General features: G+C 40.0%; 23 protein-coding genes. All 23 read left to right on the top strand.

Annotated features, from left to right (window positions below; all coding sequences use genetic code 11):
* Nucleotides 1-18 precede the first annotated feature (18 nt).
* The 23 genes from ligA to coaE all read left to right on the top strand — a co-directional run bounded on the left by ligA (nt 19) and on the right by coaE (nt 25039).
* Nucleotides 19-2058, top strand: a complete 2040-nt coding sequence (gene ligA / locus IGI64_RS06815; RefSeq protein ID WP_429939977.1) for an NAD-dependent DNA ligase LigA — start codon at nt 19-21, stop codon at nt 2056-2058.
* Between the two features lie 123 nt (nt 2059-2181).
* On the top strand, nt 2182-2487 hold the full coding sequence (gatC, locus tag IGI64_RS06810; RefSeq protein WP_429939976.1) for an Asp-tRNA(Asn)/Glu-tRNA(Gln) amidotransferase subunit GatC: 306 nt from the start codon (nt 2182-2184) through the stop codon (nt 2485-2487).
* The gene (gatA, locus tag IGI64_RS06805) at nt 2487-3956 is read left to right on the top strand and encodes an Asp-tRNA(Asn)/Glu-tRNA(Gln) amidotransferase subunit GatA (protein WP_429939975.1); all 1470 of its coding nucleotides are present in this window, start codon (nt 2487-2489) and stop codon (nt 3954-3956) included. The genes gatC and gatA overlap by 1 nt, the downstream gene beginning before the upstream one ends.
* Nucleotides 3956-5386, top strand: coding sequence for an Asp-tRNA(Asn)/Glu-tRNA(Gln) amidotransferase subunit GatB (gene gatB / locus IGI64_RS06800; RefSeq protein WP_016624757.1), 1431 nt, complete (start codon nt 3956-3958; stop codon nt 5384-5386). The genes gatA and gatB overlap by 1 nt, the downstream gene beginning before the upstream one ends.
* A 13-nt stretch (nt 5387-5399) precedes the next feature.
* Nucleotides 5400-6440: a diacylglycerol kinase gene (locus IGI64_RS06795; RefSeq protein ID WP_016624758.1), complete on the top strand. Its 1041-nt coding sequence runs from the start codon at nt 5400-5402 to the stop codon at nt 6438-6440.
* Nucleotides 6441-6709: 269 nt separating this feature from the next.
* Nucleotides 6710-8071: a 23S rRNA (uracil(1939)-C(5))-methyltransferase RlmD gene (gene rlmD, locus IGI64_RS06790; RefSeq protein WP_429939974.1), complete on the top strand. Its 1362-nt coding sequence runs from the start codon at nt 6710-6712 to the stop codon at nt 8069-8071.
* A gap of 178 nt (nt 8072-8249) precedes the next feature.
* Complete coding sequence (locus IGI64_RS06785; protein WP_034862600.1) at nt 8250-8378, top strand: hypothetical protein; 129 nt, start codon at nt 8250-8252, stop codon at nt 8376-8378.
* A 311-nt stretch (nt 8379-8689) separates the two neighbouring features.
* The gene (locus IGI64_RS06780) at nt 8690-9361 is read left to right on the top strand and encodes a hypothetical protein (RefSeq protein WP_429939973.1); all 672 of its coding nucleotides are present in this window, start codon (nt 8690-8692) and stop codon (nt 9359-9361) included.
* A gap of 12 nt (nt 9362-9373) precedes the next feature.
* The gene (locus tag IGI64_RS06775; RefSeq protein WP_429939972.1) at nt 9374-9823 is read left to right on the top strand and encodes a hypothetical protein; all 450 of its coding nucleotides are present in this window, start codon (nt 9374-9376) and stop codon (nt 9821-9823) included.
* A gap of 1 nt (nt 9824) precedes the next feature.
* Nucleotides 9825-10451: an HAD-IA family hydrolase gene (locus tag IGI64_RS06770; RefSeq protein WP_429939971.1), complete on the top strand. Its 627-nt coding sequence runs from the start codon at nt 9825-9827 to the stop codon at nt 10449-10451.
* Between the two features lie 106 nt (nt 10452-10557).
* Nucleotides 10558-10941 (top strand): DUF1149 family protein, encoded by a 384-nt coding sequence (locus IGI64_RS06765; RefSeq protein ID WP_016624772.1) that lies wholly within the window; start codon nt 10558-10560, stop codon nt 10939-10941.
* A gap of 214 nt (nt 10942-11155) precedes the next feature.
* Complete coding sequence (locus IGI64_RS06760; RefSeq protein ID WP_016624773.1) at nt 11156-12547, top strand: L-cystine transporter; 1392 nt, start codon at nt 11156-11158, stop codon at nt 12545-12547.
* Between the two features lie 104 nt (nt 12548-12651).
* Nucleotides 12652-13023, top strand: coding sequence for a VOC family protein (locus IGI64_RS06755; protein WP_016624774.1), 372 nt, complete (start codon nt 12652-12654; stop codon nt 13021-13023).
* A gap of 203 nt (nt 13024-13226) precedes the next feature.
* Nucleotides 13227-14177, top strand: a complete 951-nt coding sequence (locus IGI64_RS06750) for a rhodanese-related sulfurtransferase (protein WP_429939970.1) — start codon at nt 13227-13229, stop codon at nt 14175-14177.
* 117 nt (nt 14178-14294) lie between these two features.
* Nucleotides 14295-15029: a metallophosphoesterase family protein gene (locus IGI64_RS06745; protein WP_429939969.1), complete on the top strand. Its 735-nt coding sequence runs from the start codon at nt 14295-14297 to the stop codon at nt 15027-15029.
* Between the two features lie 57 nt (nt 15030-15086).
* The gene (locus tag IGI64_RS06740; RefSeq protein ID WP_429939968.1) at nt 15087-17273 is read left to right on the top strand and encodes a Tex family protein; all 2187 of its coding nucleotides are present in this window, start codon (nt 15087-15089) and stop codon (nt 17271-17273) included.
* 1 nt (nt 17274) lies between these two features.
* The gene (locus tag IGI64_RS06735; RefSeq protein ID WP_429939967.1) at nt 17275-17730 is read left to right on the top strand and encodes a SprT family protein; all 456 of its coding nucleotides are present in this window, start codon (nt 17275-17277) and stop codon (nt 17728-17730) included.
* Nucleotides 17731-18092: 362 nt separating this feature from the next.
* Nucleotides 18093-19427: a UDP-N-acetylmuramate--L-alanine ligase gene (gene murC / locus IGI64_RS06730; protein ID WP_016624780.1), complete on the top strand. Its 1335-nt coding sequence runs from the start codon at nt 18093-18095 to the stop codon at nt 19425-19427.
* A 202-nt stretch (nt 19428-19629) separates the two neighbouring features.
* Entirely contained in the window at nt 19630-20100 is a 471-nt protein-coding gene (locus IGI64_RS06725; RefSeq protein WP_034862608.1) for a MaoC/PaaZ C-terminal domain-containing protein, read from the top strand.
* On the top strand, nt 20093-20773 hold the full coding sequence (locus IGI64_RS06720; RefSeq protein ID WP_429939966.1) for a Bax inhibitor-1/YccA family protein: 681 nt from the start codon (nt 20093-20095) through the stop codon (nt 20771-20773). Before IGI64_RS06725 ends, IGI64_RS06720 begins: the two co-directional genes overlap by 8 nt.
* Before the next feature lie 159 nt (nt 20774-20932).
* Nucleotides 20933-23578, top strand: a complete 2646-nt coding sequence (polA, locus tag IGI64_RS06715; protein ID WP_429939965.1) for a DNA polymerase I — start codon at nt 20933-20935, stop codon at nt 23576-23578.
* A gap of 31 nt (nt 23579-23609) precedes the next feature.
* Nucleotides 23610-24440 (top strand): DNA-formamidopyrimidine glycosylase, encoded by an 831-nt coding sequence (gene mutM / locus IGI64_RS06710; protein ID WP_429939964.1) that lies wholly within the window; start codon nt 23610-23612, stop codon nt 24438-24440.
* A complete protein-coding gene (coaE, locus tag IGI64_RS06705; protein WP_429939963.1) occupies nt 24410-25039 on the top strand; it encodes a dephospho-CoA kinase in 630 nt (209 codons plus the stop codon). Before mutM ends, coaE begins: the two co-directional genes overlap by 31 nt.
* Nucleotides 25040-25093 lie beyond the last annotated feature (54 nt).

Below are 25093 nucleotides of genomic sequence, written 5' to 3'. Positions count from 1 at the left end.
GATGCGAGGTGACTGAATATGGATAAAGAATACGAATTGACGATTGATGACGCTGCGAAGCGTGCCGAAGAATTACGAGAAAAATTGAATCGCTGGTCTTACGAATATTATGTAAAAGATCAGCCAACAGTCGAAGATTATGTTTATGACAAGTTATATGCAGAATTAACAGCAATCGAAGAAGCTTATCCAGAATTGATCATGTCTGATTCTCCGACGCAGCGTGTAGGGGGCGAGATCCTTTCTGGTTTTGAAAAAGCAACCCATGATATTCCTTTATATAGTCTGAATGATATTTTCAGTAAAGAAGAATTGATTGCTTTTGACCAGAGAGTGCAAAAAGCAGTTGGGAAAACCGTCTCTTATTGTTGTGAATTGAAAATCGACGGTTTATCAATCTCATTACGTTATGAAAATGGGCTATTTGTTCGCGGAGCAACACGAGGAGACGGCACAGTTGGTGAGAATATCACTGAAAACTTGAAAACCGTTCGCTCGATCCCGCTTCGTTTAGAAGAACCGATCTCAATCGAAGTCCGCGGCGAATGCTATATGCCGAAAAAATCTTTTGTTAAATTAAATGAAGAACGAGAAACTGCGGGACAAGATATCTTTGCCAATCCGCGAAATGCGGCCGCAGGTTCATTAAGACAATTGAATCCAAAGATAACGGCTAAACGTAACCTGGATACATTTTTATATACTGTAGCAGATTTTGGTCCTTTGACAGCTCAAACACAAGATGAAGCTTTAGATGAGCTTTCTCGTATCGGCTTTAGGATCAATCCGGAAAAACGGCTTTGTCATTCGATCGACGAAGTTTGGTCATACATCGAAGAATTCCATGAGAAAAGAATCGACTTGCCTTATGAAATCGACGGAATCGTCATCAAAGTCAATGACTTTGATCTCCAGGACCAATTAGGCTTTACCGTCAAAGCACCGAGATGGGCGACAGCTTACAAATTTCCGCCTGAAGAAGCAGAGACGAAAATCCAAGATATCGAATGGACGATCGGTCGTACGGGAGTCGTTACACCCACAGCTGTAATGGTTCCTGTCAGAGTCGCAGGTTCAACAGTCAGCAGAGCAAGCCTGCATAATGCTGATTATATTCGAATGAAAGATATCCGACTAAATGATACGGTTCGTATTTATAAAGCAGGCGACATTATCCCTGAAGTAGCACAGGTCATCCTAGATGAGCGTCCAAAAGATAGCTCACCTTACGAAATACCAACCCATTGTCCGATTTGCGACAGTGAGCTTGTCCATCTTGATGAAGAAGTTGCGCTGCGCTGTATCAACCCGAAATGTCCTGCACAGATCAAAGAAGGTTTGAATCACTTTGTTTCGCGGAATGCCATGAATATCGATGGATTAGGACCAAGAGTGTTGGAACAGATGTATGAGAAAAAATTAGTCAAAGATGTCGCAGACCTTTACTTCCTCAAAGAAGAAGAGTTATTGACATTGGAGAAAATAAAAGAAAAATCTGCTTCAAATATCTTGAATGCTATTGATAACAGCAAGGATAATTCAGTCGAACGGTTGATTTTCGGCCTCGGCATCCGACATGTCGGTGCAAAAGCTGCAAAAATCTTAGCAGAACATTTCGGTAATCTTGACACATTGAGCAAAGGCGGCTTTGAGGAAATCGTGTCACTAGATACCATCGGCGATACGATTGCAGACAGTGTGGTTGCGTACTTTGATAATGAAGAAGTCCATGAATTGATGGAAGAACTGAAAAAAGCTGGTGTCAATTTCGAGTACAAAGGAATTCGTGCTTCTCAGTTGGAAAAAGTTGAATCGCCCTTTAAAGACAAAACAGTCGTCTTGACTGGAAAATTAACTCGTTATACAAGAGAAGAAGCAAAAGCGATGATCGAAAATCTAGGCGGAAAAGTCACAGGCAGTGTCTCTAAAAAAACAGACATCGTCGTTGCTGGTGAAGAAGCAGGCAGCAAGCTGACAAAAGCACAAGATTTAGGTGTCGATGTTTGGACGGAAGAAGAAATGAATGAAGCATTAGCAGAGAGTCATCCTGCTGAGTAAGCATTTCTTGATTCTTTTTCAGAGAAATTTCACTAAATAATTTCACAAAATAATTTCAGACAAAGAAGTCTTATGTTAAAATAGGGAGCAAAGTTTTTAGCTCGTTAGGAAAGAAGGGGTATTATGGCGATTAGCGAAGAGCAAGCAAAACACGTTGCCAGATTAGCAAAACTTAAATTCGATGACCAGGAACTCGCAAGTTTTACAGCGCAGCTTGGAAATATCATCGATATGGTAGAGATGCTTGAAGAGGTAGATACAGAAGGAGTACCATTCACATCGAATGTCGTAGAAACAATCAATGTGATGCGTCAAGACCGTGCGCAAGCCGGATGGGACCGTGACGAATTGATGAAAAACGTACCAGAATCTGAAGACGGATTTATCAAAGTGCCGGCAATTATCGATAATGGGGAGGCTGGTGCATAATGCCAGAGTTATATAACCGTTCACTAGAAGAACTGCATAGTCTGCTAGTATCAAAAGAAATAACAGCGCAAGATCTGACAAGAGCGACGATCGACCGCATCAAAGAAACAGAACCAGAAGTTGAAGCGTTCATCACAGTCAGTGAAGAACAAGCTTTAGCACAAGCAAAAGCAATCGACTTGAAAGGAATCACAGAAAGCAATGTCTTAGCAGGTATCCCAATCGGTATCAAAGACAACATCGTCACAAAAGATATCTTGACAACAGCTGCTTCAAAAATCCTTTCAAACTTTACACCAATCTATGACGCAACTGTTATGGATAAAGTCTATCAAGCAGATATGATCCCTGTCGGCAAATTGAACATGGATGAATTTGCGATGGGCGGAAGTACAGAAACTTCTTACTTCAAGAAAACAAAAAATGCTTGGGATCATTCAAAAGTTCCCGGCGGTTCTTCTGGCGGTTCTGCAGCAGCAGTTGCAGCTGGACAAGTGCCAGTTTCTCTAGGAAGCGACACAGGTGGAAGTATCCGTCAACCAGCATCATTCAACGGAATCGTAGGGATGAAACCAACATACGGACGTGTTTCACGTTTTGGTTTAATCGCCTTTGCATCTTCACTTGACCAAATCGGACCAATGACACGTACAGTCAAAGATAACGCTTTGGCTCTTACAGCAATCAGCGGATACGACGAAAAAGATGGTACTTCTTCAGGTGTTTCTGTGCCAGATTTTGCAGAAGGACTAACAGGAGAAATCAAAGGAATGAAAATCGCTTTGCCAAAAGAATATCTTGGTGAAGGGGTAAATCCAGATGTCAAAGAAGCTGTGCTTAAAGCAGCAGAAACTTTCCGTTCTTTAGGTGCTGTCGTTGAAGAAGTCAGCCTGCCATATTCAAAATACGGTGTTGCTGTGTACTACATCATTGCGTCTTCAGAAGCAAGTTCAAATCTGCAGCGTTTTGACGGCATTCGTTACGGCCATCGTTCTGAAAATGTCAGCAACTTAGAAGATGTCTATGTCAACTCACGTTCAGAAGGATTTGGTGATGAAGTAAAACGCCGAATCATGTTGGGAACATTCTCATTGAGCGCTGGACATTACGACGCACACTTTAAGAAAGCTGGACAAGTTCGTACATTGATCAAACAAGATTTCGATAAAGTTTTTGCAGAATACGACTTGATCATTGGTCCTTCTTCTCCAACCGTTGCATTTGGTATTGGCGAAAACATCAATGATCCAATCACGATGTACATGAGTGATATCTTGACGATCCCAGTGAACTTAGCGGGTCTTCCAGGTATGTCAGTACCAGCTGGATTCTCAGAAGGACTACCAATCGGATTGCAGATCATCGGTAAACACTTCGACGAAAAAACAATGTATCAAGCAGCTTATGCATTTGAACAAGCGACAGAGTTCCATAAACAATTACCAGTGATTTTAGGAGGGAAAGACTAATGAACTTTGAAACTGTCATTGGGCTTGAAGTCCATGTTGAATTAAAAACCAACTCAAAAATCTTCTCTCCAGCGCCTGCACATTTCGGGGCGGAGCCAAACAGCAATACAAACGTTATTGACTGGGGTTACCCAGGTGTTTTGCCAGTAATGAACAAAACAGCTTTGGAATTTGGGATGAAAGCAGCACTAGCTTTAAACTGTGAAATCTCAAAAGATACACATTTTGACCGTAAAAACTATTTTTACCCAGATAATCCAAAAGCATACCAAATCTCTCAATTCGACCAGCCAATCGGACATGACGGCTGGATCGAGATCGAAGTAGAAGGCAAAAAGAAAAAAATCCGTATCGAGCGTGTTCACTTAGAAGAAGATGCTGGGAAAAACATGCACGGTATCGGCGGTTATTCTTATGTTGACTTGAACCGTCAAGGAACACCTTTGATCGAGATCGTTTCAGAAGCAGATATGCGTTCACCTGAAGAAGCTTACGCATACCTTGAAGCATTACGTTCAATCATCCAATTTACAGAAGTCAGCGATGTGAAGATGGAAGAAGGTTCTATGCGTTGTGATGCGAATATTTCTTTACGCCCATACGGACAAGAAGAATTTGGTACCAAAGCAGAACTTAAAAACTTGAACTCAATGACATTTGTTAAAAAAGGACTTGCTTTTGAAGAAAAACGTCAAGCAAAAGTCTTGCTTTCAGGTGGAGAAATCCAACAAGAAACAAGAAGATTTGACGAAACAACAAACAAAACAGTCTTGATGCGTGTCAAAGAAGGTTCAAGTGATTACCGTTACTTCCCAGAACCAGATATTCCAAAATTCGTCATTGACGACGAGTGGATCCAAAAAGTCAAAGCTTCATTACCTGAAATGCCAGCTTCAAGACGTGCGCGTTATATCCAAGAATTAGGATTGCCTGAATACGATGCAATGGTTCTGACTTTGACAAAAGAAATGTCTGATTTCTTTGAAGAAACATTGAAAAACGGTGCGGATGCAAAACAAGCATCGAACTGGCTGATGGGTGAAGTTTCTGCTTACTTGAATAGTGAAAAACTTGAATTAGCTGAAACAAAATTAACACCTGAAAACTTAGCTGGTATGATGACCTTGATCGCAGACGGAACAATCAGTTCTAAAATTGCGAAAAAAGTCTTCCGTGAGTTGATCACAAAAGGCGGAGATGCAAAAACAGTTGTTGAAGAAAACGGCTGGGTACAATTATCTGATCCATCTAAATTATTGCCGATCATCAATGAGATTCTAGATAACAATCAACAATCTGTCGATGATTTCAAAAACGGTAAAGACCGTGCTGTCGGCTTCTTAGTAGGACAAATCATGAAAGCAACCAAAGGACAAGCAAATCCGGGAATCGTGAATAAACTGCTTACAGAAGAATTGGCAAAACGCTAAGAGGGATACAATCATGAAAAAAGCACGTGTCATTTATAATCCAACTTCTGGAAAAGAATTGCTGAAGAAAAATTTGGCAGATATTCTACAAGTATTAGAAGATTCAGGGTATGAGGCGAGCGCCTATGCTACTACTCCAGAGGAAAACTCTGCTAGAAACGAAGCAGAACGAGTAGGTAAGCTAGGTTTTGATCTGGTGGTAGCAGCTGGGGGAGACGGAACGATCAACGAAGTAGTAAATGGGATCGCACCATTGGAAAAACGTCCTAAAATGGCGATTATCCCTGCTGGTACCACCAACGATTACGCTAGAGCGTTAAAGATTCCTCGAGACAACATCAAGAAGGCTGCAGAAGTCATCAAAAAAAATCAGACAGTGAAAATGGATATCGGTCAAACCGATGACCAATATTTTATCAATATCGCTGCAGGCGGCTACCTTACCGAACTGACCTATGAAGTACCATCAGAATTGAAAAGTATTTTCGGCTACTTGGCTTATTTAGCTAAGGGAGCTGAAATGCTTCCGCGTGTGAAGCCGATCAAGATGCATCTGAAATACGATGAAGGCGAATATGTCGGCAATGCTTCGATGTTTTTCTTAGGTTTGACTAATTCTGTGGGCGGGTTCGAACAAATCGCTCCTGATGCAAAATTAGATGACGGAAAATTCTCCTTGATCATCGTTAAAACAGCCAATATTTTTGAATTGCTGCACATTGCTGCATTGATGATCAACGGTGGACGGCATACAGAAGATCCTCGAGTGATCTATACAAAGACAAGCGAACTTTACGTTGAGACGGACGATGATATCAATCGACCAGTCATGATCAACTTAGACGGAGAGTATGGCGGCAATGCCCCAATGCACTTCAAGAATCTGCACCAGCATATCGAATTTTTTGCCAATACGGATCAAATCCCCGATGATGCAATCACCGGTCCAGAAGAATTAGAAGAAGTCAGCAAAGAATTCGTCAAGGAAGTTGAAAAACTGACAGATGAAGACATCGACGGCGATGGTAAAATCGGCGACGAAGAGAAAAAATAGACAAGAACTGCGGCATCTGCCCAGTTTCAGCAGATAACTGATCTTTTAGTGAAAATGTTTTGAGAAATCGAGTATTTTCTCATGCGTTTTTGATAAAAAGCCGGAATATCCGAAATTTGCTTTTCAAATTTTTGTGATATTCCGGCTTTTTTATTGGTAAAGGAATCTGTAAATTTGGACGAATCTGAAGGAAAGGAACACAGCTCCTTTATTTTCGTGCAAAAATGTAGTAAAGTCATTAAGACAAACTAATCTATGAGGAGCAATTTATGAACGAACCAGTAAAGAAAAATGAACGATACACCGTCGATATCATCGACTTGAGTTATGAAGGACTAGGTGTTGCGAAAATCGACGGCTATCCGTTATTCATCGAAAATGCCCTTCCAGGCGAAAAAGCAGAAGTATTAGTCGTGAAAGCAGGCAACAAATTCGGTTTTGCGAAAGTAGAAACGTTGCTGACTGCATCACCTGACCGAAAACCTGTCGACAATCTTTCATTGATCAGAACAGGCATCGCACCGCTTGCCCATTTAAGCTATGAAAAACAATTAGCGTTCAAACAAAAACAAGTAGAAAACGTAATGACTAAAATCGCAAAAGAAACAGAAGTGCCTGTACTTCCAACAATCGGGATGGAAAATCCAGTCGGTTATCGGAACAAAGCACAGATTCCTGTTCGCCGCGTTGACGGAAAATTGATGACTGGTTTTTACCGCAAAAACAGCCACCAATTGATCCCAATCGAAGACTTCTATATCCAAGACCCTGCAATCGACAAAGCAATCGTGGCTGTCAGAGAGATTTTGGAACGTTTTGAGGTACGTGCATATAACGAAGAAAAACACGAAGGCCAAATAAGACACATCGTGATTCGCAGAGGACATTATTCACATGAGATGATGGTCGTGCTTGTCACAAGAAAAGAGAAATTCTTCAAAGGCAAAGAAATCGCGCGCGTCATCCATGAAACATTGCCAGAAGTTGTTTCCGTGATCCAAAACATCAATGACGAGAAAACAAATGTTATTTTAGGTGATAAAGAAGTTGTACTTTACGGCACTTCAGCAATCAAAGACCAATTGCTAGGAAAAACATATCAAATCTCAGCGAAGTCCTTCTACCAAGTAAACACAGAACAGACAGAGCGTTTGTATGAAACAGCAATCGACTTTGCTAACCTAACAGAAGAAGACGTCGTGATCGATGCCTATTCTGGAATCGGAACAATCGGTTTATCCCTTGCAGACAAAGTAAAACACGTTTATGGAATGGAAATCATCCCGCAAGCGGTAGAAGATGCAAAATTAAATGCCTTCAATAATCACATTGAAAATGCAACTTATGAAGTAGGCAAAGCAGAAAAAGTGATGCAGAAATGGCAGAAAAAAGGCATCCAGCCAACAGTTATCTTAGTTGACCCGCCTAGAAAAGGCCTAGACGAAAGCTTTATCGAGTCAGCAAAAGAAATGGCACCAGAACGCATCATTTATATCTCATGCAATCCAGCGACTTTTGCCCGAGATGTGAAATTGTTCTCTGACCAATACCAAGTCGAAAAAATCCAACCAGTCGATCTATTCCCACAAACGAACCATATCGAAACAGTGGCTTTATTGACAAAACGCTAAAACCAAACAAAATAAATCCCCTGCAAGACCAGATGGAATCATCTGGTCTTGCAGAGGAGAGCTGCTTTTAAATATGGCTTCGCTAATAAATGATGAGAAATCTCTGAGTTTGTTTGCAATTTGTTTCTAAAACTGGAATAATAGTTGAGCAGTGTGCAAGAAAAAAGGTGGTGCAAAAATGGATTCAAAAGAAAAAATGTTGGAACTAATCAAAAAGAAACAAAGCGGCGGCAAAGCAAAAGACTTTGCTACACCAAAAAATGACCGTAAAAACATGCGCAAAGGTCCGAAAATCTTCAATAAATAATGGAAACTTGCTATGATTGAGCAATCTCAAAAGCCCATTCAACACAGAAATGATTTTTCTGTGTTGAATGGGTTTTTGTCGTATTGTTTATTGAAGAAAAGATTTTTGAATCAAAAACATTCTTTTTATGTGATTCCATAAAGTTTACATAATAAAATTATTTAACACTAATGTTTTGCACGTCAAAAAGCGTTCATTAAATGAGCGCTTTTTTGGTACACAAAATTAAAATTTTTACCAAAATCTTTGTTTGTGCCAGACAGCCCTTACAAAATATGTTATTTTAAAATGGGATGAATAGGAGGAGAAAAATGAATTATTTAATTGTTTTAAAAGATGAGATTCTTGAACGTTCGACGTTTATCTATTTACAGCTGACTGACTTTAAAACACTGCTGCATTTTTCACCAGAGTTCCATTTAGAAGGACTGACACTGGGGGAGATCTATCGTTCAGGAGGGAAGGCCTCGCTAGAACACTTCTTTGAAAGAGATCTCGATTTAGCAGTGGATGGCTATGTGGAACTTTCTTTAGCAGAATGGCATAAAGTCATCAATGAAGAATTTGCGCAAGGTTTACTGATTGAAACAGCAGAAGGGCAGATTCAACTAGCAGGAACTGAACTTCAGCAGTATACCCGTTATCAAGTAGATGATACAAATGGTTTCTCTGTCTTTCAGCGTCAGCAAAAAGCTTTAAAGAGTTTTTTTAAAAACTTTGAAAGAAAAAGAGATTTCTTGAAATTGCTAGCTATCTTGAAAAAATATCCAGCTTTAGTCAGCACAACGATTCCGTTTTCGCAAATGGCGCGTTTGTTCCGTCGCTATTTTCAAACACGGCAATTGCCTTCAAAGAAATATGCGCTGCCTTTAGAAGAGACTTTTCGTGTGGTTGAACGGCCAAATGAAAAGAAAGTTATTGTTGTTGATTTTACTAAAAACAGAAATACGATCCATCAAATCGCCTCTGGAAACTTAGGCTAAAAGGAGAAAAACATGGCACAAATCTGGCTTGAACGAGTTATCAAATGGCAAAAAAAATACCAACAAATCATGAACGGGCGCTATGCTCGATTCGATGAATTAAACCGTTTTTTTCTGATTGCAGCGTTACTGTTCAATTTATTTGGACCGTGGATTCCTTGGCATTTAGGAGAAATCATCAGCGGTGTATTGATCGTTCTTCTCGGTTATCGTTTTTTCTCTAAAAAAATCTATCCGCGCTTGAACGAGAATCAAAAATATTTGCAAAAATCAGCGAACTTTAAAAAATTTTTTAAAAGTTTTTCGAAAAAAGAACCGCAATCTGCAGAAAAAGTAAAAAATCAAACATATATTTACTTTGCTTGTCCTAATTGTCGTCAAAAATTGCGCGCACCTCGAGGAAAAGGAAGAATACGTGTAACTTGCAACAGCTGCAAGCAAACGTTTGAAAAGAGTGTCTAACATGGAAAACGTAACAAACTATATTTGGGATTTCGATGGAACATTATTCGATACTTATCCAGGGATGGTGGAAGCTGCTCAAAAAGCTCTGGCTGATCATGGGTATTATCCATCGCTAAAAGAAATCACCTTTATTATGAAAAAAGAATCGACCAAAAGCCTAAGAGAAAAATTTGGTTTGTCCGATGAAGCTTTTACACCGCTGTTCCATCAATATGAAAAAGAAATCGGGAAAATCGCGAAGCCTTTTCCAGAAGCAAAGACTGTACTGGGACAATTGAAACAAGAAGGGAAGAAACACTATGTTTTAACTCATCGTCTCACTCAGTCAACGTGGGATCTTCTTGCACATTATCAGATGGCGGATTTGTTTGAAGAAGTAGTGGGTTTGGATAAAGCATTTCCGCGTAAGCCTGATCCTGCTTCATTGAATTATTTGATCAAAGCACATAAAATGACAAAAGAACAAACAATCATGATTGGTGATCGTTCGTTGGATATCGAGGCAGGAAAAAGAGCAGGTATCAAAACTTGTCTATATGATAGAGATCATTTTTTAGGTTCCGCAGGTGCTGACTGGACAGTGGCTGATCTTCGTGAGATTTTGACAATACAAGGCTTTGAATAATATTTCAAATGACGTATGAGAAGACCTTTTTTTGCTGATTGAGAGAAATATTTAGTGTTTTTTTTCAATTTGTGTATGGTATAATTTGGGGTAAAGGAGTGATAAAATGGAGATCAGAAGACAGAAAGAAGTAGTGGAAGCCTTCCATTATGATCAAAAAGCAGCAGATCAAAAAATCGAATCAGAACTAAGTGTCGGCTTTGCCCCTTTGAAGGCAAATGATGAAAACTATCCCAAAGAGCATAGCATCATTGGCGCACGCCTAGAATTCCAAATGGTTTTTGATACATATATCTTATCTGGGAAAGTCAGCCAAATCAATCACGTGCTGAACCGCCAAATCGCGGGAAAAGATGATGTGACACAAGAAGAAGTCGATCAGCTTGTTGCACCATTGTTTGAATTGGTTCAGCGCTTAGCATATGAAGTAACCGAAATCGCTTTGGATGAACCTGGTGTGAAATTGAACTTCCAATCAGAGAAACCTTAAAACCATAGTAAGCGTTTGTGATAGCCTGGAGTTATCGCAAATGCTTTTTTTTATTACTAAATGTAAGCAAAACTAATGTAAATTATCAGCAAATAGGCTAAAATGAACTAGTCACTGAAAAAAATGATCTTTTTCAGGGGAGCTGCTGAAGAGCAGCTGCCAGGAACCTTTACTTCCTTTGATGGACTTGTCATAAAAATTAAGGAGGAGAAAAATGACAACACTCATCACAGTTTTAGTGGTTCTAGTTTTTGCAGCCATCTTATATGTATTTTATCGTTTGCAAAAGCGCCATATAAAATTCTCAACACGCGTATTTAGTGCACTAGGTGTCGGGGTGATCTTTGGAGGACTGCTCCAATTGATCTTCGGTCTTGACAGCAAGGTAGTGACACAATCTTTAGAATGGATCGGGATCGTTGGTTCAGGTTATGTATCGTTCCTTCAAATGCTGATCATGCCTTTAGTTTTTGTTTCTATCGTGGGCGCTTTTACAAAAATGAAAGTTTCCGAAAAACTAGGAAAAATCAGTTCGACTGTTCTAGCCAGTTTGCTTGGAACAACCGCAATCGCAGCTCTTATTGGTATTGGTTCAACAATGTTGTTTGGTTTACAAGGTGCAAAATTTGCTGAAGGAGCCGCAGAAACAGCACGTATCGCTGAATTAGCGACACGTCAAGAGACTGTAGAGAACTTATCGATTCCTCAACAGATTTTGTCTTTCATCCCAACAAATTTCTTTGCTGATTTATCTGGTTCACGTGCAACAAGTACGATCGGCGTTGTCGTTTTTGCAGCGTTTGTCGGTGTTGCTTATCTAGGTGTGAAACGTAAAGCACCGAAAGAAGCAGAATTTTTTGCAAACTTGATCGACAGTTTATATAAAATCGTTATGCGAATCGTGACACTTGTGTTGCGCTTGACTCCATATGGCGTGTTTGCATTGATGATCAACGTTATGGCAACAAGTGATTTTGCTGCTATTGTAAACTTAGGAAAATTTGTTATTGCTTCTTATGTTGCGTTATTGCTTGTATTGGTCGTTCATTCATTGATCTTGATTTCAGTGAAAGTAAACCCAATCCAATACTTCAAAAAAGCATTTCCAGTTCTAAGTTTTGCCTTTACTTCACGTTCAAGTGCGGGCGCTTTGCCATTGAACATTGAAACGCAAACACAAGCATTGGGCGTAGATGAAGCCACAGCAAACTTCTCTGCCAGCTTTGGATTATCGATTGGTCAAAACGGATGTGCGGGTGTTTATCCAGCAATGTTAGCTACGATTGTTGCCCCAGCTGCTGGAATCAATGTTTTCAGTTTAGAATTCATCTTGATGCTTGTAGCCATCGTAACGATTAGTTCGTTTGGTGTCGCAGGAGTCGGCGGTGGTGCTACATTTGCTTCATTGATCGTTCTAGGTGCGATGAACTTGCCTGTAGCAATCGTTGGTTTAGTTATCTCGGTTGAACCATTGATCGATATGGCACGTACAGCAACAAACGTTAGCGGAAGCATGGTCGCTGGTGTTGTAACAAGCGCTAGAATCAAAGAGCTTGATCGATCAGCTATCTCTGATGACTCAAAAGTTATCGATGTGAATGCGTAATTTAATTTATAGTAAGAAAAGCAGGACGATTCGAACGTTCTGCTTTCTTTTTTTATAGCTGTTTTGGGAAAAATCTGCTACACTTTCAAAAAAGGAGTGGTTGTATGTTTACAAATGAAGTAAAAATCATGTTATATGTCGATGATGTCGAAGCAAACAGTAATTTTTGGCAATCTATCGGTTTTACAGAGCTTGAACGTGTTGAGATGGAAGGAACGCTGATCATCGAAATAGGCGCCTCAGAAAACGCTCAAGCAAAATTGGTGCTGTATGATCGCGAATTTATTGAGCAGCATTCACCAGAAGTTGCGTCAAATTCACCATCATTGATGTTCCATAGTGAAGCGATTTTTGATCTTTACAAAACAATGAAAGAAAATAATGTGACTGTTGGTGAAATGGTTCAGCTTGGAGAAGAATATGTGTTCAATTTCTCTGACCCAGATGGAAATTATTTTGCAGTGACAGGAAAATAGATACGTTTATCAAAAAACACTTGCTTGACAGATAGAGTGCCAAAAATCATTGGTGCTTTCTTGCTGAGTTGGTGTTTTTTTATTAATCAAAAAAATAATGCAGGAAAAGACTTGTGCGGGAAAACACAAGCAGAACAGTCGTCTTTTTTGCTTCTTTTTTCATATAATGCTTAAGTAGCACTATGCTGGAAAGGAAGAGTAAGATGAACTATCAAGTATTACTTTATTATAATTACACACCAATCGATGAACCGGAAGAGTTTGCCAAAGAGCACCTTGCATTTTGCAACTCGTTAAATCTTAAAGGACGGATCTTAGTTGCAAAAGAAGGAATCAACGGTACACTTTCTGGAACGATTGCTGAAACAGAACAATACATGGAAGCAATGAAAGCTGATCCTCGTTTCGCTGATACGACTTTTAAAATCGATCCAAGCGAAGGACATGCGTTCAAAAAAATGTTCGTTCGACCTCGTGAAGAAATCGTTTCGTTGAAATTAGAAGAAGATATTGATCCTACAGAATTGACAGGACAATATTTGGAACCAAAAGAATTCAAAGAAGCTTTATTAGACGAAAACACTGTTGTCATTGACGCAAGAAACGATTATGAATATGATCTAGGTCATTTCAGAGGAGCCGTTCGTCCAGAAATCCGCAGTTTCCGCGAATTGCCTCAATGGATCCAAGACCACAAAGAAGAATTTATGGATAAACGTGTAGTTACTTATTGCACAGGCGGTATTCGCTGTGAAAAATTCTCTGGCTGGTTAGTCAAAGAAGGATTTAAAGATGTAGGTCAGTTGCATGGCGGAATCGCTACTTATGGAAAAGATCCTGAGGTGCAAGGCGAGCTATGGGATGGCAAAATGTATGTTTTTGACGAACGTATTGCTGTTGAAATCAACCATGTAGATAAACAAGTGATTGGGAAAGATTGGTTTGACGGTACACCTTGTGAACGCTACATCAATTGCAGCAATCCAGAATGCAATCGCCAAATCTTGTCTTCTGTCGAAAATGAAGAAAAACATCTAGGTGCTTGCTCCGTCGAATGTGCGCATCACCCAAGAAATCGTTATGTAAAAGAACATGGCATTTCTCAAGAAGAAGTACAAAAACGTCTAGCTGCTTTAGAATTAGTCAATAATTAATGAAAAGGGATGTGTTTGCCGTTAAACGGTTTGCACATCTTTTTTTATATTGTAGTGAGTATACAGGTTCAGCTGTTTTCTTACTTACGATATAATGGATAAAAAGGAGTGTGGATGATGAAATCAATGGTTTATGCTATCGGAGATGTTCACGGAAAATACGAATTGTTTCAAAAATTATTGAACGATTATGATCCTCAGCTTCATCAACTAGTTTTGTTGGGAGATTTAAATGACCGCGGCACGCGTTCTAAAGAATGTTTACTGATGGGAATGAAATTGGCCAAAGAGTCAGATGCCATCTATCTGCGGGGCAATCACGAAGAATATCTGCTGCAATTTTTGCAAGCGCCAGAAGACTGGTATGAGCCCTACGTTCGCAATGGCGGAGGCGAAACATTTGCCAGTTTGCTTCATCCAGGGGCAACAGAAGAATATTCGCCTACGGAAATCGCAATGATGATCCGTTCGCATTATCCGGAATTAGTTGACTTTTTGACACAGCGGCCGCTTTATTATGAATGGCAGGACTATTTATTTGTCCATGCTGGGGTGGATTTAGAGAAAAAAGATTGGCATGATACTGAACCAAGAGATTTCATCTGGATCCGCGAGCCCTTTCATGAAGGAAAGAATCATACAGGAAAAACAATTGTCTTTGGTCATACGATTACGCCAATGCTTCATGGAGATATGCAAACGACAGATTTGTGGATCAGCGACCATAAAATAGGGATCGACGGCGGCGCAGTTTTCGGCGGTTCGCTTCATGGTGTTATTTTCGATAACAAAGGAATCGTCCAAGATATCGAATATCAAAATAACGAAGGACCTTGGCAGCCTGATTTTTAACCAATCAGAAAATATGGTAGAATAGGTAGACTATTTTTTAAGAAACGAGGCTTTTGCATGTCGGAAAAATTAAACTCAGAGATTCTCCAATTGATCCAAAAAGAAACAAATGATTACTCACCAAAGCAATTGAAAACCGTACTGACTTTATTAGGTGAAGGGAATACTGTTCCTTTTATCGCACGTTATCGAAAAGAAATGACAGGCAGTCTGGATGAAGTCCAAATTAGAGAAATCGAAGAAAGATACGCGTATCTTGAAAATTTGGAAAAGCGCAAAACAGAAGTGCTTCGCCTGATCGACGAACAAGAAAAATTGACCCCAGAATTAGCGGCTGAAATCAAACAAGCAGCAAAAATGCAGCAGGTAGAAGATCTTTACCGCCCTTATAAACAAAAACGCAGAACAAAAGCAACGATTGCGAAAGAAAAAGGATTAGAACCACTTGCAGAACTGCTTTTAACACTGCCTAACACTGACATTACTGCAGAAGCAGCCAAATATATCAGTGAAGAAAACGAAATTTCAGATGCCCAAGCTGCATTGGACGGTGCACATGAGATTTTAGCAGAACAATTCAGCGACAACGCTAAATTCAGAACCTGGATCCGTTCTTTTGTCTATAACAAAGGCAGTTATACTAGCGAAGCCAAAGACAAAGAAAAAGACGAAAAAGGCGTTTATGAAATGTATTACGATTTTTCAGAACCCATCCATAAAGTCGTTTCTCACCGTGTGCTAGCAACCAACCGCGGGGAAAAAGAAGGGATTCTAAAAGTTGAATTGACAGCTGATGATTCTAAAATCATGGATTACTTTGAAAGACAGCTTGTCCGAAACCCGCAATCACCCGCAGCGCCGATGATTCGTGAAGCTTACCAAGACAGCTACAAACGGTTTATTCGTCCATCGATTGAACGGGAAATCCGTAATGAATTGACAGAGAAAGCAGATGAACAAGCCATTGCTATTTTTGGCGAAAACCTGCGGAATTTGCTGCTGCAGCCGCCTTTGAAAGGCAAAGTAGTGCTTGGATTTGACCCGGCTTACCGTACAGGCTGCAAATTGGCTGTCGTTGATCCTACGGGAAAAGTTTTGGCTATCGAAGTGATTTATCCCCACAAACCAGCACCTCAAGCAAAACGAGCAGCTGCTGGGCCGGCTTTTTCTGAGTTGATTAATCGTTACCAAGTGGAAATGGTGGCTATCGGAAACGGGACAGCCAGCCGAGAATCAGAAGTTTTTGTAGCAGAACAATTGAAAAACGCAGATCATGAGGCATATTACGTAATCGTCAACGAAGCAGGTGCTTCTGTTTATTCCGCCAGTGATATCGCGCGAAAAGAATTTCCTGAGCTGCAAGTTGAAGAAAGAAGTGCAGTCTCTATCGCACGCCGATTACAAGATCCCTTGGCAGAATTAGTGAAAATCGATCCAAAAGCTGTAGGCGTAGGGCAATATCAGCATGATGTATCCCAAAAACGTCTAGCAGAACAGTTAGCCTTTGTGGTTGAAACAGCTGTGAACCAAGTGGGAGTAGATGTGAACACAGCAAGTCCGCAACTCTTGCAGCATATCTCTGGTTTAAATAAAACAACTGCTCAAAATATCGTGACATACAGAGATGAAAATGGTGCATTTACTTCAAGAGCGCAGTTGAAAAAAGTACCACGCTTAGGGCCCAAAGCCTACGAACAAGCAATTGGCTTTTTACGTATCCCAAACGGTAAAAACGTTTTGGATAATACCGGTATCCATCCAGAAAGCTATGTTTACGCAAAAGAAATCTTAGCTGCAAACGGCATTTCTGAAAAAACATTAGGAACACCGGAAACCGCTGCGAAATTAACAGCATTGAAACCAGCAGAATTAGCTGAAACGATGAACGTTGGGGAAGAAACGTTGACAGATATCCTAGCAGGATTGACACAGCCTGGACGTGACATGCGTGAAGAGATGCCTGCACCGCTTTTACGTCAAGATGTCTTGTCGATCGGTGACTTGAAACCTGGAATGGAATTAAAAGGTACTGTTCGAAATGTAATCGATTTTGGTGCGTTTGTTGATATCGGTGTAAAACAAGACGGATTAGTCCATTTGTCAAAATTAAGCAAAAAATTCGTGAAGCATCCAACAGATGTTGTTTCTGTCGGTGATGTCGTTACCGTTTGGATTGAAAATGCGGATGAGAAAAAAGGACGAATCAGCTTAACGATGCTATCACCATTTGAGGATAAGAAATAACATGGATCAGAAACAGTTGCAGGAATTAGTCGAAGAAATTTCTTTGCGCTATTTTGGGCAGCCTTTCATGCACCAAGCAGCATTCAATAAGCGTTTAAAAACCACTGGCGGCCGCTACCATTTGAAAGACCATCATCTGGATTTTAATCCGCATTTGTTTGCAGAATCGTCCAGAGAAACCGTTGCTGGTATTATTAAACATGAGCTTTGCCATTATCATTTGCACCTTGCTGGAAAAGGCTACCGGCACAAAGACCAAGATTTCAAGAGGTTATTGGCTAAAACAGGCGGGCTCCGCTATGCACCGTCTTTAGGTCCAACAAAAATAGAGTGTTATCAATGTCAAGATTGCGGGACGCTCATCCAGCGAAGAAATAAACTAAATACTAAAAAATATTTCTGCGGAAAATGCCGGGGTTCCCTCGTTTGGCGTGAAACGCAGCGAAGAGCGGGGTAGGGAGCAAAGAAGTTTGCAATAATAGATGGATTTTTCTATTTGTAGAAAAGAGTCTTATTGCTGTGAGACACGAAGAATCAAATGATTCGATGTCGAATAGTACCTGCTTGGCACTTGGAGCTAAACAGCTCGCTCACAACCTCTCTGTAAACGGTGCTCACTCAGCTGTTTTTCGGCAGTAAGTCAAATTTTTGCAAAAGTCTGAGAAGCGACTTCCGAAAAATCTTTCTTACTGCTCAAAACAAAACGCTGAGTTCACAACCTCTCTATAAAATAGTTGAAATTTTTATTGATATATAAGATAATGGTCAACGTGTTGAATAAAAACCGATGTGGTTGATAGATAAGAGAAGAGGATTCGAATGGAAAATCAAGAAAAATTATATCATTTTGTCGGTATCAAAGGTTCAGGTATGAGCTCTCTTGCGCTTGTCCTGCATGAAAAAGGCTTTAAAGTCCAAGGTTCAGATATCGAAAAATATTTCTTTACACAAAGAGATTTAGAAAAAGAAAAAATAACAATTTTACCGTTCAGTTCGGAGAATATCAAACCCGGAATGATCGTTATCCAAGGGAATGCTTTCCCTGACACCCACGAAGAGATCCAACGTGCGAAAGAATTAGGCCTAGAAATTATCCGTTACCATGATTTTATCGGTCAGTTCATTCAATCATATACAAGTATCGCTGTAACAGGTTCTCACGGAAAAACAAGTACAACTGGTTTATTATCACACGTACTTTCTGGCGTTCGCCCAACAAGTTACTTGATTGGCGATGGTACTGGACATGGCGATCCTCAAGCAGAATTTTTTGCTTTTGAAGCTTGTGAGTACCGCAGACATTTCTTAGCATATGCACCTGATTATGCAATTATGACAAATATCGACTTTGACCATCCAGATTACTATACAAGTATTGAAGATGTGTTTACTGCTTTCCAAAAAATGGCAAGCCAAGTGAAAAAAGGGATTTTTGCGTACGGGGATGATCCATATCTAAGAAAACTAGAAGCAGATGTGCCGATTTACTATTATGGTATTTCAGAAGATGATGATATCCAAGCAAAAAATATCGAGCGTACAACAGAAGGTTCAGCTTTTGATGTGTATCATGGCGAAGAATTCATTGGCCGTTTTGTTTTACCAGCATACGGCAAACATAACATCATGAATGCGCTAGGTGTTATTGCTGTGGCTTACTTTGAAGAATTAGACATGAAAGAAGTAGCAGATGAAATGCTGACTTTCCCTGGTGTAAAACGCCGCTTCAGCGAAAAAATCGTTGCCGATATGACCGTTGTCGATGATTACGCACATCACCCTGCAGAAATCAGAGCAACAATCGACGGCGCACGTCAAAAATATCCTGATAAAGAAATCATTGCTGTGTTCCAACCACACACATTCACTCGTACAATCGCATTGATGGATGAGTTTGCGGAAGCCTTGGATCTAGCAGATAAAGTTTACTTATGTGATATTTTCGGTTCTGCGCGTGAAGAACAAGGAAATGTGAAAATCGAAGACTTAGGCAATAAAATCAAAAAGGGCGGCGAAGTGATTACTGAGACGAATGTTTCGCCACTATTGGATTACCATGATGCTGTAATGATCTTCATGGGAGCCGGAGACGTCCAAAAATTTGAACAAGCCTATGAAAAATTGTTGAGCAGCACAACAAAAAATGTTTTGTAATCAGAGGTTGTGAAAAAGCTGTTCAGGCTTAAGCATTAAAGAAGAATCAGAAGTTATAACAAATCCCCTTAAACAGCTTTCTGTGTTTAAGGGGATTTATTATTTATTTTTTAGGTTTTACAGAGAAAAAGTAAGTACGCTTGCCTTTTTGCGCCTTTTTGGTAAAATTACTTTTATAAAGAATAACTGGAGGGTTTCTATCTTGAACATAGGTAAACCGCGGAAATTAGGAAAAACAATCAACGAACTAGAAGAAGGCGACTCGTTATCTTTAACGGAATCGATCGAAGACAATCAGCTGCTGCTGTATCTTGGTTTGACAAATGATGCGAATCCGCTGTATATCCAGCACGATTTTGCACAACAAACTGACTATAACGCACCGATCGTACCATCTGTTATGCTGATGGGGATCATCACCAGCGCAATCTCAAAACACTTGCCTGGTCCAGGTTCACACGTCGTCAACTTTTCAGTTAATTTCATCGAACCGGTTTTTCATTATGAAACACTGACTTTTCAGTTTGAAGTGATGAAAGTTGATAAAATGAAAGATGTGGTAACAATTTCTGTGGAAGCAGAAAATAATGAAAAAAATCGCGTATTAGATGCGGTAGTTATGGTACAACCGCCTAAACATGCGATAGAAAGCGAAGGTGCTCTAAATGAATAATCAACAAGCAGTATCTCAAGGATTAAATCGTTTTTATTCTAAAATATATGGATATTTGGGTCTTGGATTAGCGCTAAGTGCTATCGTGTCGTATTTGACACTGGAAGTATTTCCCGTGCAAGTGGGCGCTTTTATCAATAACTTCCCGCTAGGATTCATGGGATTGTGGATCATTGAATTGATCTTAGTTGTTGTTTTAGGTGTCAAAGCACAAAAGAATCCAAGCTTGGCAGTCGGCGGTTTCATCGTTTACTCCTTGCTTAACGGATTGACACTTGCCATAACTTTATCTTTTTATGACATCGGAACGATCACTCAAGCATTCGTAACAGCTACAGGAATGTTTATTGGGATGTCAGTTGTCGGAATGGTGACGAAAAAAGACTTAAGCGGTATCGGTCGTGCAAGTACAGCGGCAGTGATCGGCGTGATCATTGCAATGTTTTTGAATATGTTTATCTTGCATAGCGGACCAGTAGATTTCTTTATCTCGATTTTGATGGTCATTATCTTTGCTGGAATCACAGCTTACGATAACCAAAGTATCCGTACAATCTACAACCAATCGAATGGCACAGCCAACAGCGGTGTCGCAGTATTTATGGCATTGAAACTTTATTTAGACTTTATCAACTTGTTCTTAGCGTTCTTACGTATCTTTGGACGGGATTGATTTCAAAACAAAGCATATTTTTTAAATAAAACCAGAAACGAGTGAAAAAACTTTCGAGTATTTTTCACTCGTTTTGCTGTTAAAAAAGGAACTTCTTTTCGCTTTCCCTGTGATTGTTTGTTAAAATAGAGAAGAACTTTACAGTGAGGGGTTATGAGAATGGCAAAAAATAAATTATTATTAGTGGATGGAAATAGCGTGGCATTCCGTGCGTTTTTCGCACTCCACAATTCGTTAGAACGTTTTAAAACAAGTAGCGGACTTCATACAAATGCGATCTACGCTTTTAATACGATGTTCGAAAATGTGATGCAAAAAGAAGAACCAACACATGTATTGGTTGCTTTTGATGCTGGTAAAACAACGTTCCGTACAGAGATGTACCAAGATTACAAAGCGGGAAGATCAAAAACGCCAGGCGAATTCAAAGAACAAATGCCTTATATCCGCGATTTATTAACTGGACTTGGTGTAAAGTATTATGAATTAGAAAATTACGAAGCTGATGACATCATCGGCACATTAGCAGAAAATGTGGATAAAGAACAATTTGATGTCGTTGTGTTATCTGGAGATCGGGATTTAACACAGTTGGCTAGTCCAGAAATCAAAGTCGATATCACGGTAAAAGGTGTCAGCGATATTGAATCGTATACACCAGAGCATGTAGCTGAAAAATATGACGGTCTTTCACCAAAACAAATCATCGATATGAAAGGTTTGGCAGGAGATGCATCTGATAATATCCCTGGTGTAACGAAAATCGGTGAGAAAACAGCTATCAAGCTCTTGAAACAATATGGTTCAGTTGAAGGCATCTATGACCATATCGATGAGATGAAACAAAGCAAAATGAAAGAAAATTTGATCAATGACAAAGAACAAGCTTTCTTATCCAAACGACTAGCGACTATCGATACGTCAGCTCCTGTAGATGTTTCCATTGATTCATTGAAATATGACGGAAAAGATCTGGATAAACTGATTCCTTTTTACAAAGAAATGGAGTTTAAACAGTTTCTTGCTAAATTAGATGTTGTAGAAGAAATCCCGGATATGGAAGATATCTTATTTGATGTAGTGTCAGAATATGACGAATCAATGTTCGACTCAAATATGGCTTTGTATGTCGAAATGCTGGGAGACAATTACCATCAAGAAGATATCGTAGGCGTAGCTTGGGGAACAAATAAAAAAATCTACGTGACCAATGATTTGGCTCTTTTTGAAAATGACGCGTTCCGAAACTGGCTGACAGATGAAACGCAACGGAAATTCGTTTATGACGCAAAAAGAACCTATGCAGCATTGAATCGTTATGTTGGAAAAACACAGGGAATCGATTTTGATATTTTATTAGGTGCCTATCTCCTTGATACGAATGAGAAAAGCAGTGATATTGAAGGAATTGCTGCCCATTACGGTTATAGTGATATTCGTTCCGATGAATCAGTTTACGGAAAAGGGGCTAAAAAAGGTCTGCCGGCAGATGAAGAAGATTTCTTTGCGCATCTTGCACGGAAAGTAGCGGCGATTGACGCTTTGACACCAATCTTAAATAAAGAATTAGAAGAAAAAAACCAAGCAGATCTGTTTTACAAAATGGAATTGCCTCTGTCTCAAATACTTGCTGAAATGGAAATCACTGGAATCAAAGTCGACGCGTCTCGTTTGCAAGAAATGAAAGGCGAATTCTCAAAACGTCTACAAGAAATCGAGCACAAGATCCATGAAGAAGCAGGTGAGGAATTCAACTTGAATTCTCCAAAACAATTAGGCGTTATCTTGTTTGAAAAAATGGGGCTTCCAGTCATAAAAAAAACAAAAACAGGCTATTCCACAGCTGTTGATGTTTTGGAGCAGTTACGGGAACAAGCACCAATTGTTGATGATATCTTGACCTATCGCCAAATCGCAAAAATCCAATCAACTTATGTGGAAGGACTCTTGAAAGTCATCCAATCTGACGGAAAAGTCCATACCCGTTATGTCCAAACATTGACGCAAACAGGAAGATTAAGTTCTGTCGATCCGAACTTGCAAAATATCCCGATTCGTTTAGAAGAAGGCCGAAAAATCAGACAAGCCTTTGTACCAAGAGCGAAAGATTGGTTGATTTATTCTTCCGACTATTCACAAATCGAATTGCGTGTCCTTGCACATATCTCGAATGACGAACATTTGAAAGAAGCATTCTTAGAAGGTCAAGATATCCATGCTAGTACAGCAATGCGCGTCTTCGGTATCGAAAAACCAGAAGATGTGACACCAAATATGCGACGCCAAGCAAAAGCAGTCAATTTCGGGATCGTCTATGGTATCTCGGATTATGGACTATCACAAAATCTTGGGATCAGCCGAAAAGCAGCCCAACAATATATCGATACGTATTTCGAAAAATATCCTGGAGTAAAAGAATACATGGAGCGTATTGTTCGCGAAGCAAAAGATCTTGGATATGTTGAAACGTTATATCATCGTCGCCGTTACTTACCAGATATTAACTCCAGAAATTACAATCTGCGTTCGTTTGCAGAGCGTACAGCGATCAATACACCTATTCAAGGAAGTGCCGCAGACATCTTGAAAATCGCAATGATCGAGTTGGCGCAACGCTTGAAAGAGGAAGATTTAGAAGCAACCATGCTGCTTCAAGTACACGATGAACTTGTCTTTGAAGTCCCTGAAAAAGAATTGGAACGTCTGGACAAACTTGTTAGCGAAGTCATGGAACAAACAGTACAGCTGCACGTACCATTGATTACCGAAAGCAGTTGGGGCAAAACGTGGTACGAAGCAAAATAACCAAATAAATCACAGTTTTGAAGGTGAAAAAATGCCAGAATTACCAGAAGTAGAAACAGTCAGAAAAGGTTTAGAGCAATTAGTCTCAGGAAAAACGATCCACCATGTCCAAGTCTTGTGGCCTCGAATCATCGAACAGCCAGAATCAGCGATTTTTGAAGCGCAATTAGCAGGAGAAACGATCGAATCCATCAGTAGAAGAGGGAAATATTTGATTTTTCATTTGACACATTTTGATTTGATCTCTCATTTGCGCATGGAAGGGAAGTATGAATTTTTTACAGAGGAAGCGCCGCTAAGCAAGCATACGCATGTCATTTTTTCTTTTGATGATCGCAGCCAGCTTCGTTACAATGACGTACGAAAATTTGGCCGTATGACATTGGTTGAAAAGGGCAGCAGCAACCAGTATAAAGGAATCATGCTTCTGGGGCCTGAACCGGTAAACGATACCTTTGAATTGGCTGCGTTTGAACAAGGACTCAAACGTTCGAAAAAAGCGATCAAACCTCTCTTGCTAGATCAACGACTTGTGACAGGGCTAGGAAACATCTATGTAGATGAAGCGTTATGGGAAGCAAAAATCCATCCAGAACAGCCAGCCAACACACTGAAACCAAAAGAAATCGCACGGCTTAGAGAAGCAATCATCGCTGTTTTAGGAAAAGCGGTGGAAGCTGGCGGTACAACGATCCGCAGTTATTTGAACGCCTTAGGAGAAGCTGGAACCTTTCAATTGATGCTCCATGTTTATGGACAAACCGGCAATCCGTGTGTACGTTGCGGGACACCCATTGTTAAAACAAAAGTGGCGCAAAGGGGGACGCACTATTGTCCAAATTGTCAACAGCTGAAACGATGAGTTCTTTTGTTTTGGGTCTGACAGGCGGAATCGCAACAGGAAAAACAACCGCCGTCCACGTATTTGAAAAGTATGGATTTCCTATCGTTGACGGCGACAAAATCGCCCGAGAAGTCGTAGAACCTGGAACGCCGGGATTGGCAGCTGTGGTTCAGCATTTTGGTAAAGATATCTTAAATGAAGACGGCACACTCGACCGAAAAAAATTAGGGAAAATCGTCTTCAGCGATCCTGAGAAACGCGAACAGCTCAATCGCATATTGAATAGCTATATAAGAACGAGCATCAAAGACAATATCCAAAAAGCGAAACAAGCCAGCCCATTAGTTATTGTAGATATTCCTTTGCTATATGAAGGTCACTATGACAAATATATGGATCAGACAGCTGTTGTTTATCTTCCGGAAGAAAAACAGCTGCAACGTCTGATGGCACGCGATGGTTTTACGAGAGAAGAAGCAATGCAGCGGGTCGAAAGTCAGATGCCTATCGAAGAGAAAAAAAGAAAAGCGGATATCCTTTTTGATAATCAGCAAACAAAAGACAAGTTAGCAGAACAAATCATCTCATGGCTCCAAGAAAACAAGTTTATTTCTTAGAAAGTACTTTCTTTGTCTAAGCAGCAGGATTCTGCTATGCTGAAAGTAGAAAGC

Origin of the sequence: Enterococcus sp. DIV0210g (assembly GCF_050559705.1) — a bacterium.
Classification (GTDB): domain Bacteria; phylum Bacillota; class Bacilli; order Lactobacillales; family Enterococcaceae; genus Enterococcus_B; species Enterococcus_B faecalis_A.
The sequence above is the reverse complement of the archived record's forward strand: the minus strand, read 5'-3'. Positions and strand labels throughout refer to the sequence as shown.

What these genes read in the sequence shown, in the direction of transcription:
- IGI64_RS06760 (WP_016624773.1), top strand. Translation starts at nt 11,156, where the DNA reads ATGACAACACTCATCACAGTTTTAGTGGTTCTAGTTTTTGCAGCCATC.
- IGI64_RS06780 (WP_429939973.1), top strand. Translation starts at nt 8,690, where the DNA reads ATGAATTATTTAATTGTTTTAAAAGATGAGATTCTTGAACGTTCGACG.
- IGI64_RS06795 (WP_016624758.1), top strand. Translation starts at nt 5,400, where the DNA reads ATGAAAAAAGCACGTGTCATTTATAATCCAACTTCTGGAAAAGAATTG.
- IGI64_RS06740 (WP_429939968.1), top strand. Translation starts at nt 15,087, where the DNA reads ATGTCGGAAAAATTAAACTCAGAGATTCTCCAATTGATCCAAAAAGAA.
- gatC (WP_429939976.1), top strand. Translation starts at nt 2,182, where the DNA reads ATGGCGATTAGCGAAGAGCAAGCAAAACACGTTGCCAGATTAGCAAAA.
- IGI64_RS06775 (WP_429939972.1), top strand. Translation starts at nt 9,374, where the DNA reads ATGGCACAAATCTGGCTTGAACGAGTTATCAAATGGCAAAAAAAATAC.
- ligA (WP_429939977.1), top strand. Translation starts at nt 19, where the DNA reads ATGGATAAAGAATACGAATTGACGATTGATGACGCTGCGAAGCGTGCC.
- rlmD (WP_429939974.1), top strand. Translation starts at nt 6,710, where the DNA reads ATGAACGAACCAGTAAAGAAAAATGAACGATACACCGTCGATATCATC.
- IGI64_RS06770 (WP_429939971.1), top strand. Translation starts at nt 9,825, where the DNA reads ATGGAAAACGTAACAAACTATATTTGGGATTTCGATGGAACATTATTC.
- IGI64_RS06750 (WP_429939970.1), top strand. Translation starts at nt 13,227, where the DNA reads ATGAACTATCAAGTATTACTTTATTATAATTACACACCAATCGATGAA.
- IGI64_RS06765 (WP_016624772.1), top strand. Translation starts at nt 10,558, where the DNA reads ATGGAGATCAGAAGACAGAAAGAAGTAGTGGAAGCCTTCCATTATGAT.
- gatA (WP_429939975.1), top strand. Translation starts at nt 2,487, where the DNA reads ATGCCAGAGTTATATAACCGTTCACTAGAAGAACTGCATAGTCTGCTA.
- IGI64_RS06720 (WP_429939966.1), top strand. Translation starts at nt 20,093, where the DNA reads ATGAATAATCAACAAGCAGTATCTCAAGGATTAAATCGTTTTTATTCT.
- IGI64_RS06785 (WP_034862600.1), top strand. Translation starts at nt 8,250, where the DNA reads ATGGATTCAAAAGAAAAAATGTTGGAACTAATCAAAAAGAAACAAAGC.
- IGI64_RS06755 (WP_016624774.1), top strand. Translation starts at nt 12,652, where the DNA reads ATGTTTACAAATGAAGTAAAAATCATGTTATATGTCGATGATGTCGAA.
- IGI64_RS06745 (WP_429939969.1), top strand. Translation starts at nt 14,295, where the DNA reads ATGAAATCAATGGTTTATGCTATCGGAGATGTTCACGGAAAATACGAA.
- polA (WP_429939965.1), top strand. Translation starts at nt 20,933, where the DNA reads ATGGCAAAAAATAAATTATTATTAGTGGATGGAAATAGCGTGGCATTC.
- gatB (WP_016624757.1), top strand. Translation starts at nt 3,956, where the DNA reads ATGAACTTTGAAACTGTCATTGGGCTTGAAGTCCATGTTGAATTAAAA.
- IGI64_RS06735 (WP_429939967.1), top strand. Translation starts at nt 17,275, where the DNA reads ATGGATCAGAAACAGTTGCAGGAATTAGTCGAAGAAATTTCTTTGCGC.
- murC (WP_016624780.1), top strand. Translation starts at nt 18,093, where the DNA reads ATGGAAAATCAAGAAAAATTATATCATTTTGTCGGTATCAAAGGTTCA.
- mutM (WP_429939964.1), top strand. Translation starts at nt 23,610, where the DNA reads ATGCCAGAATTACCAGAAGTAGAAACAGTCAGAAAAGGTTTAGAGCAA.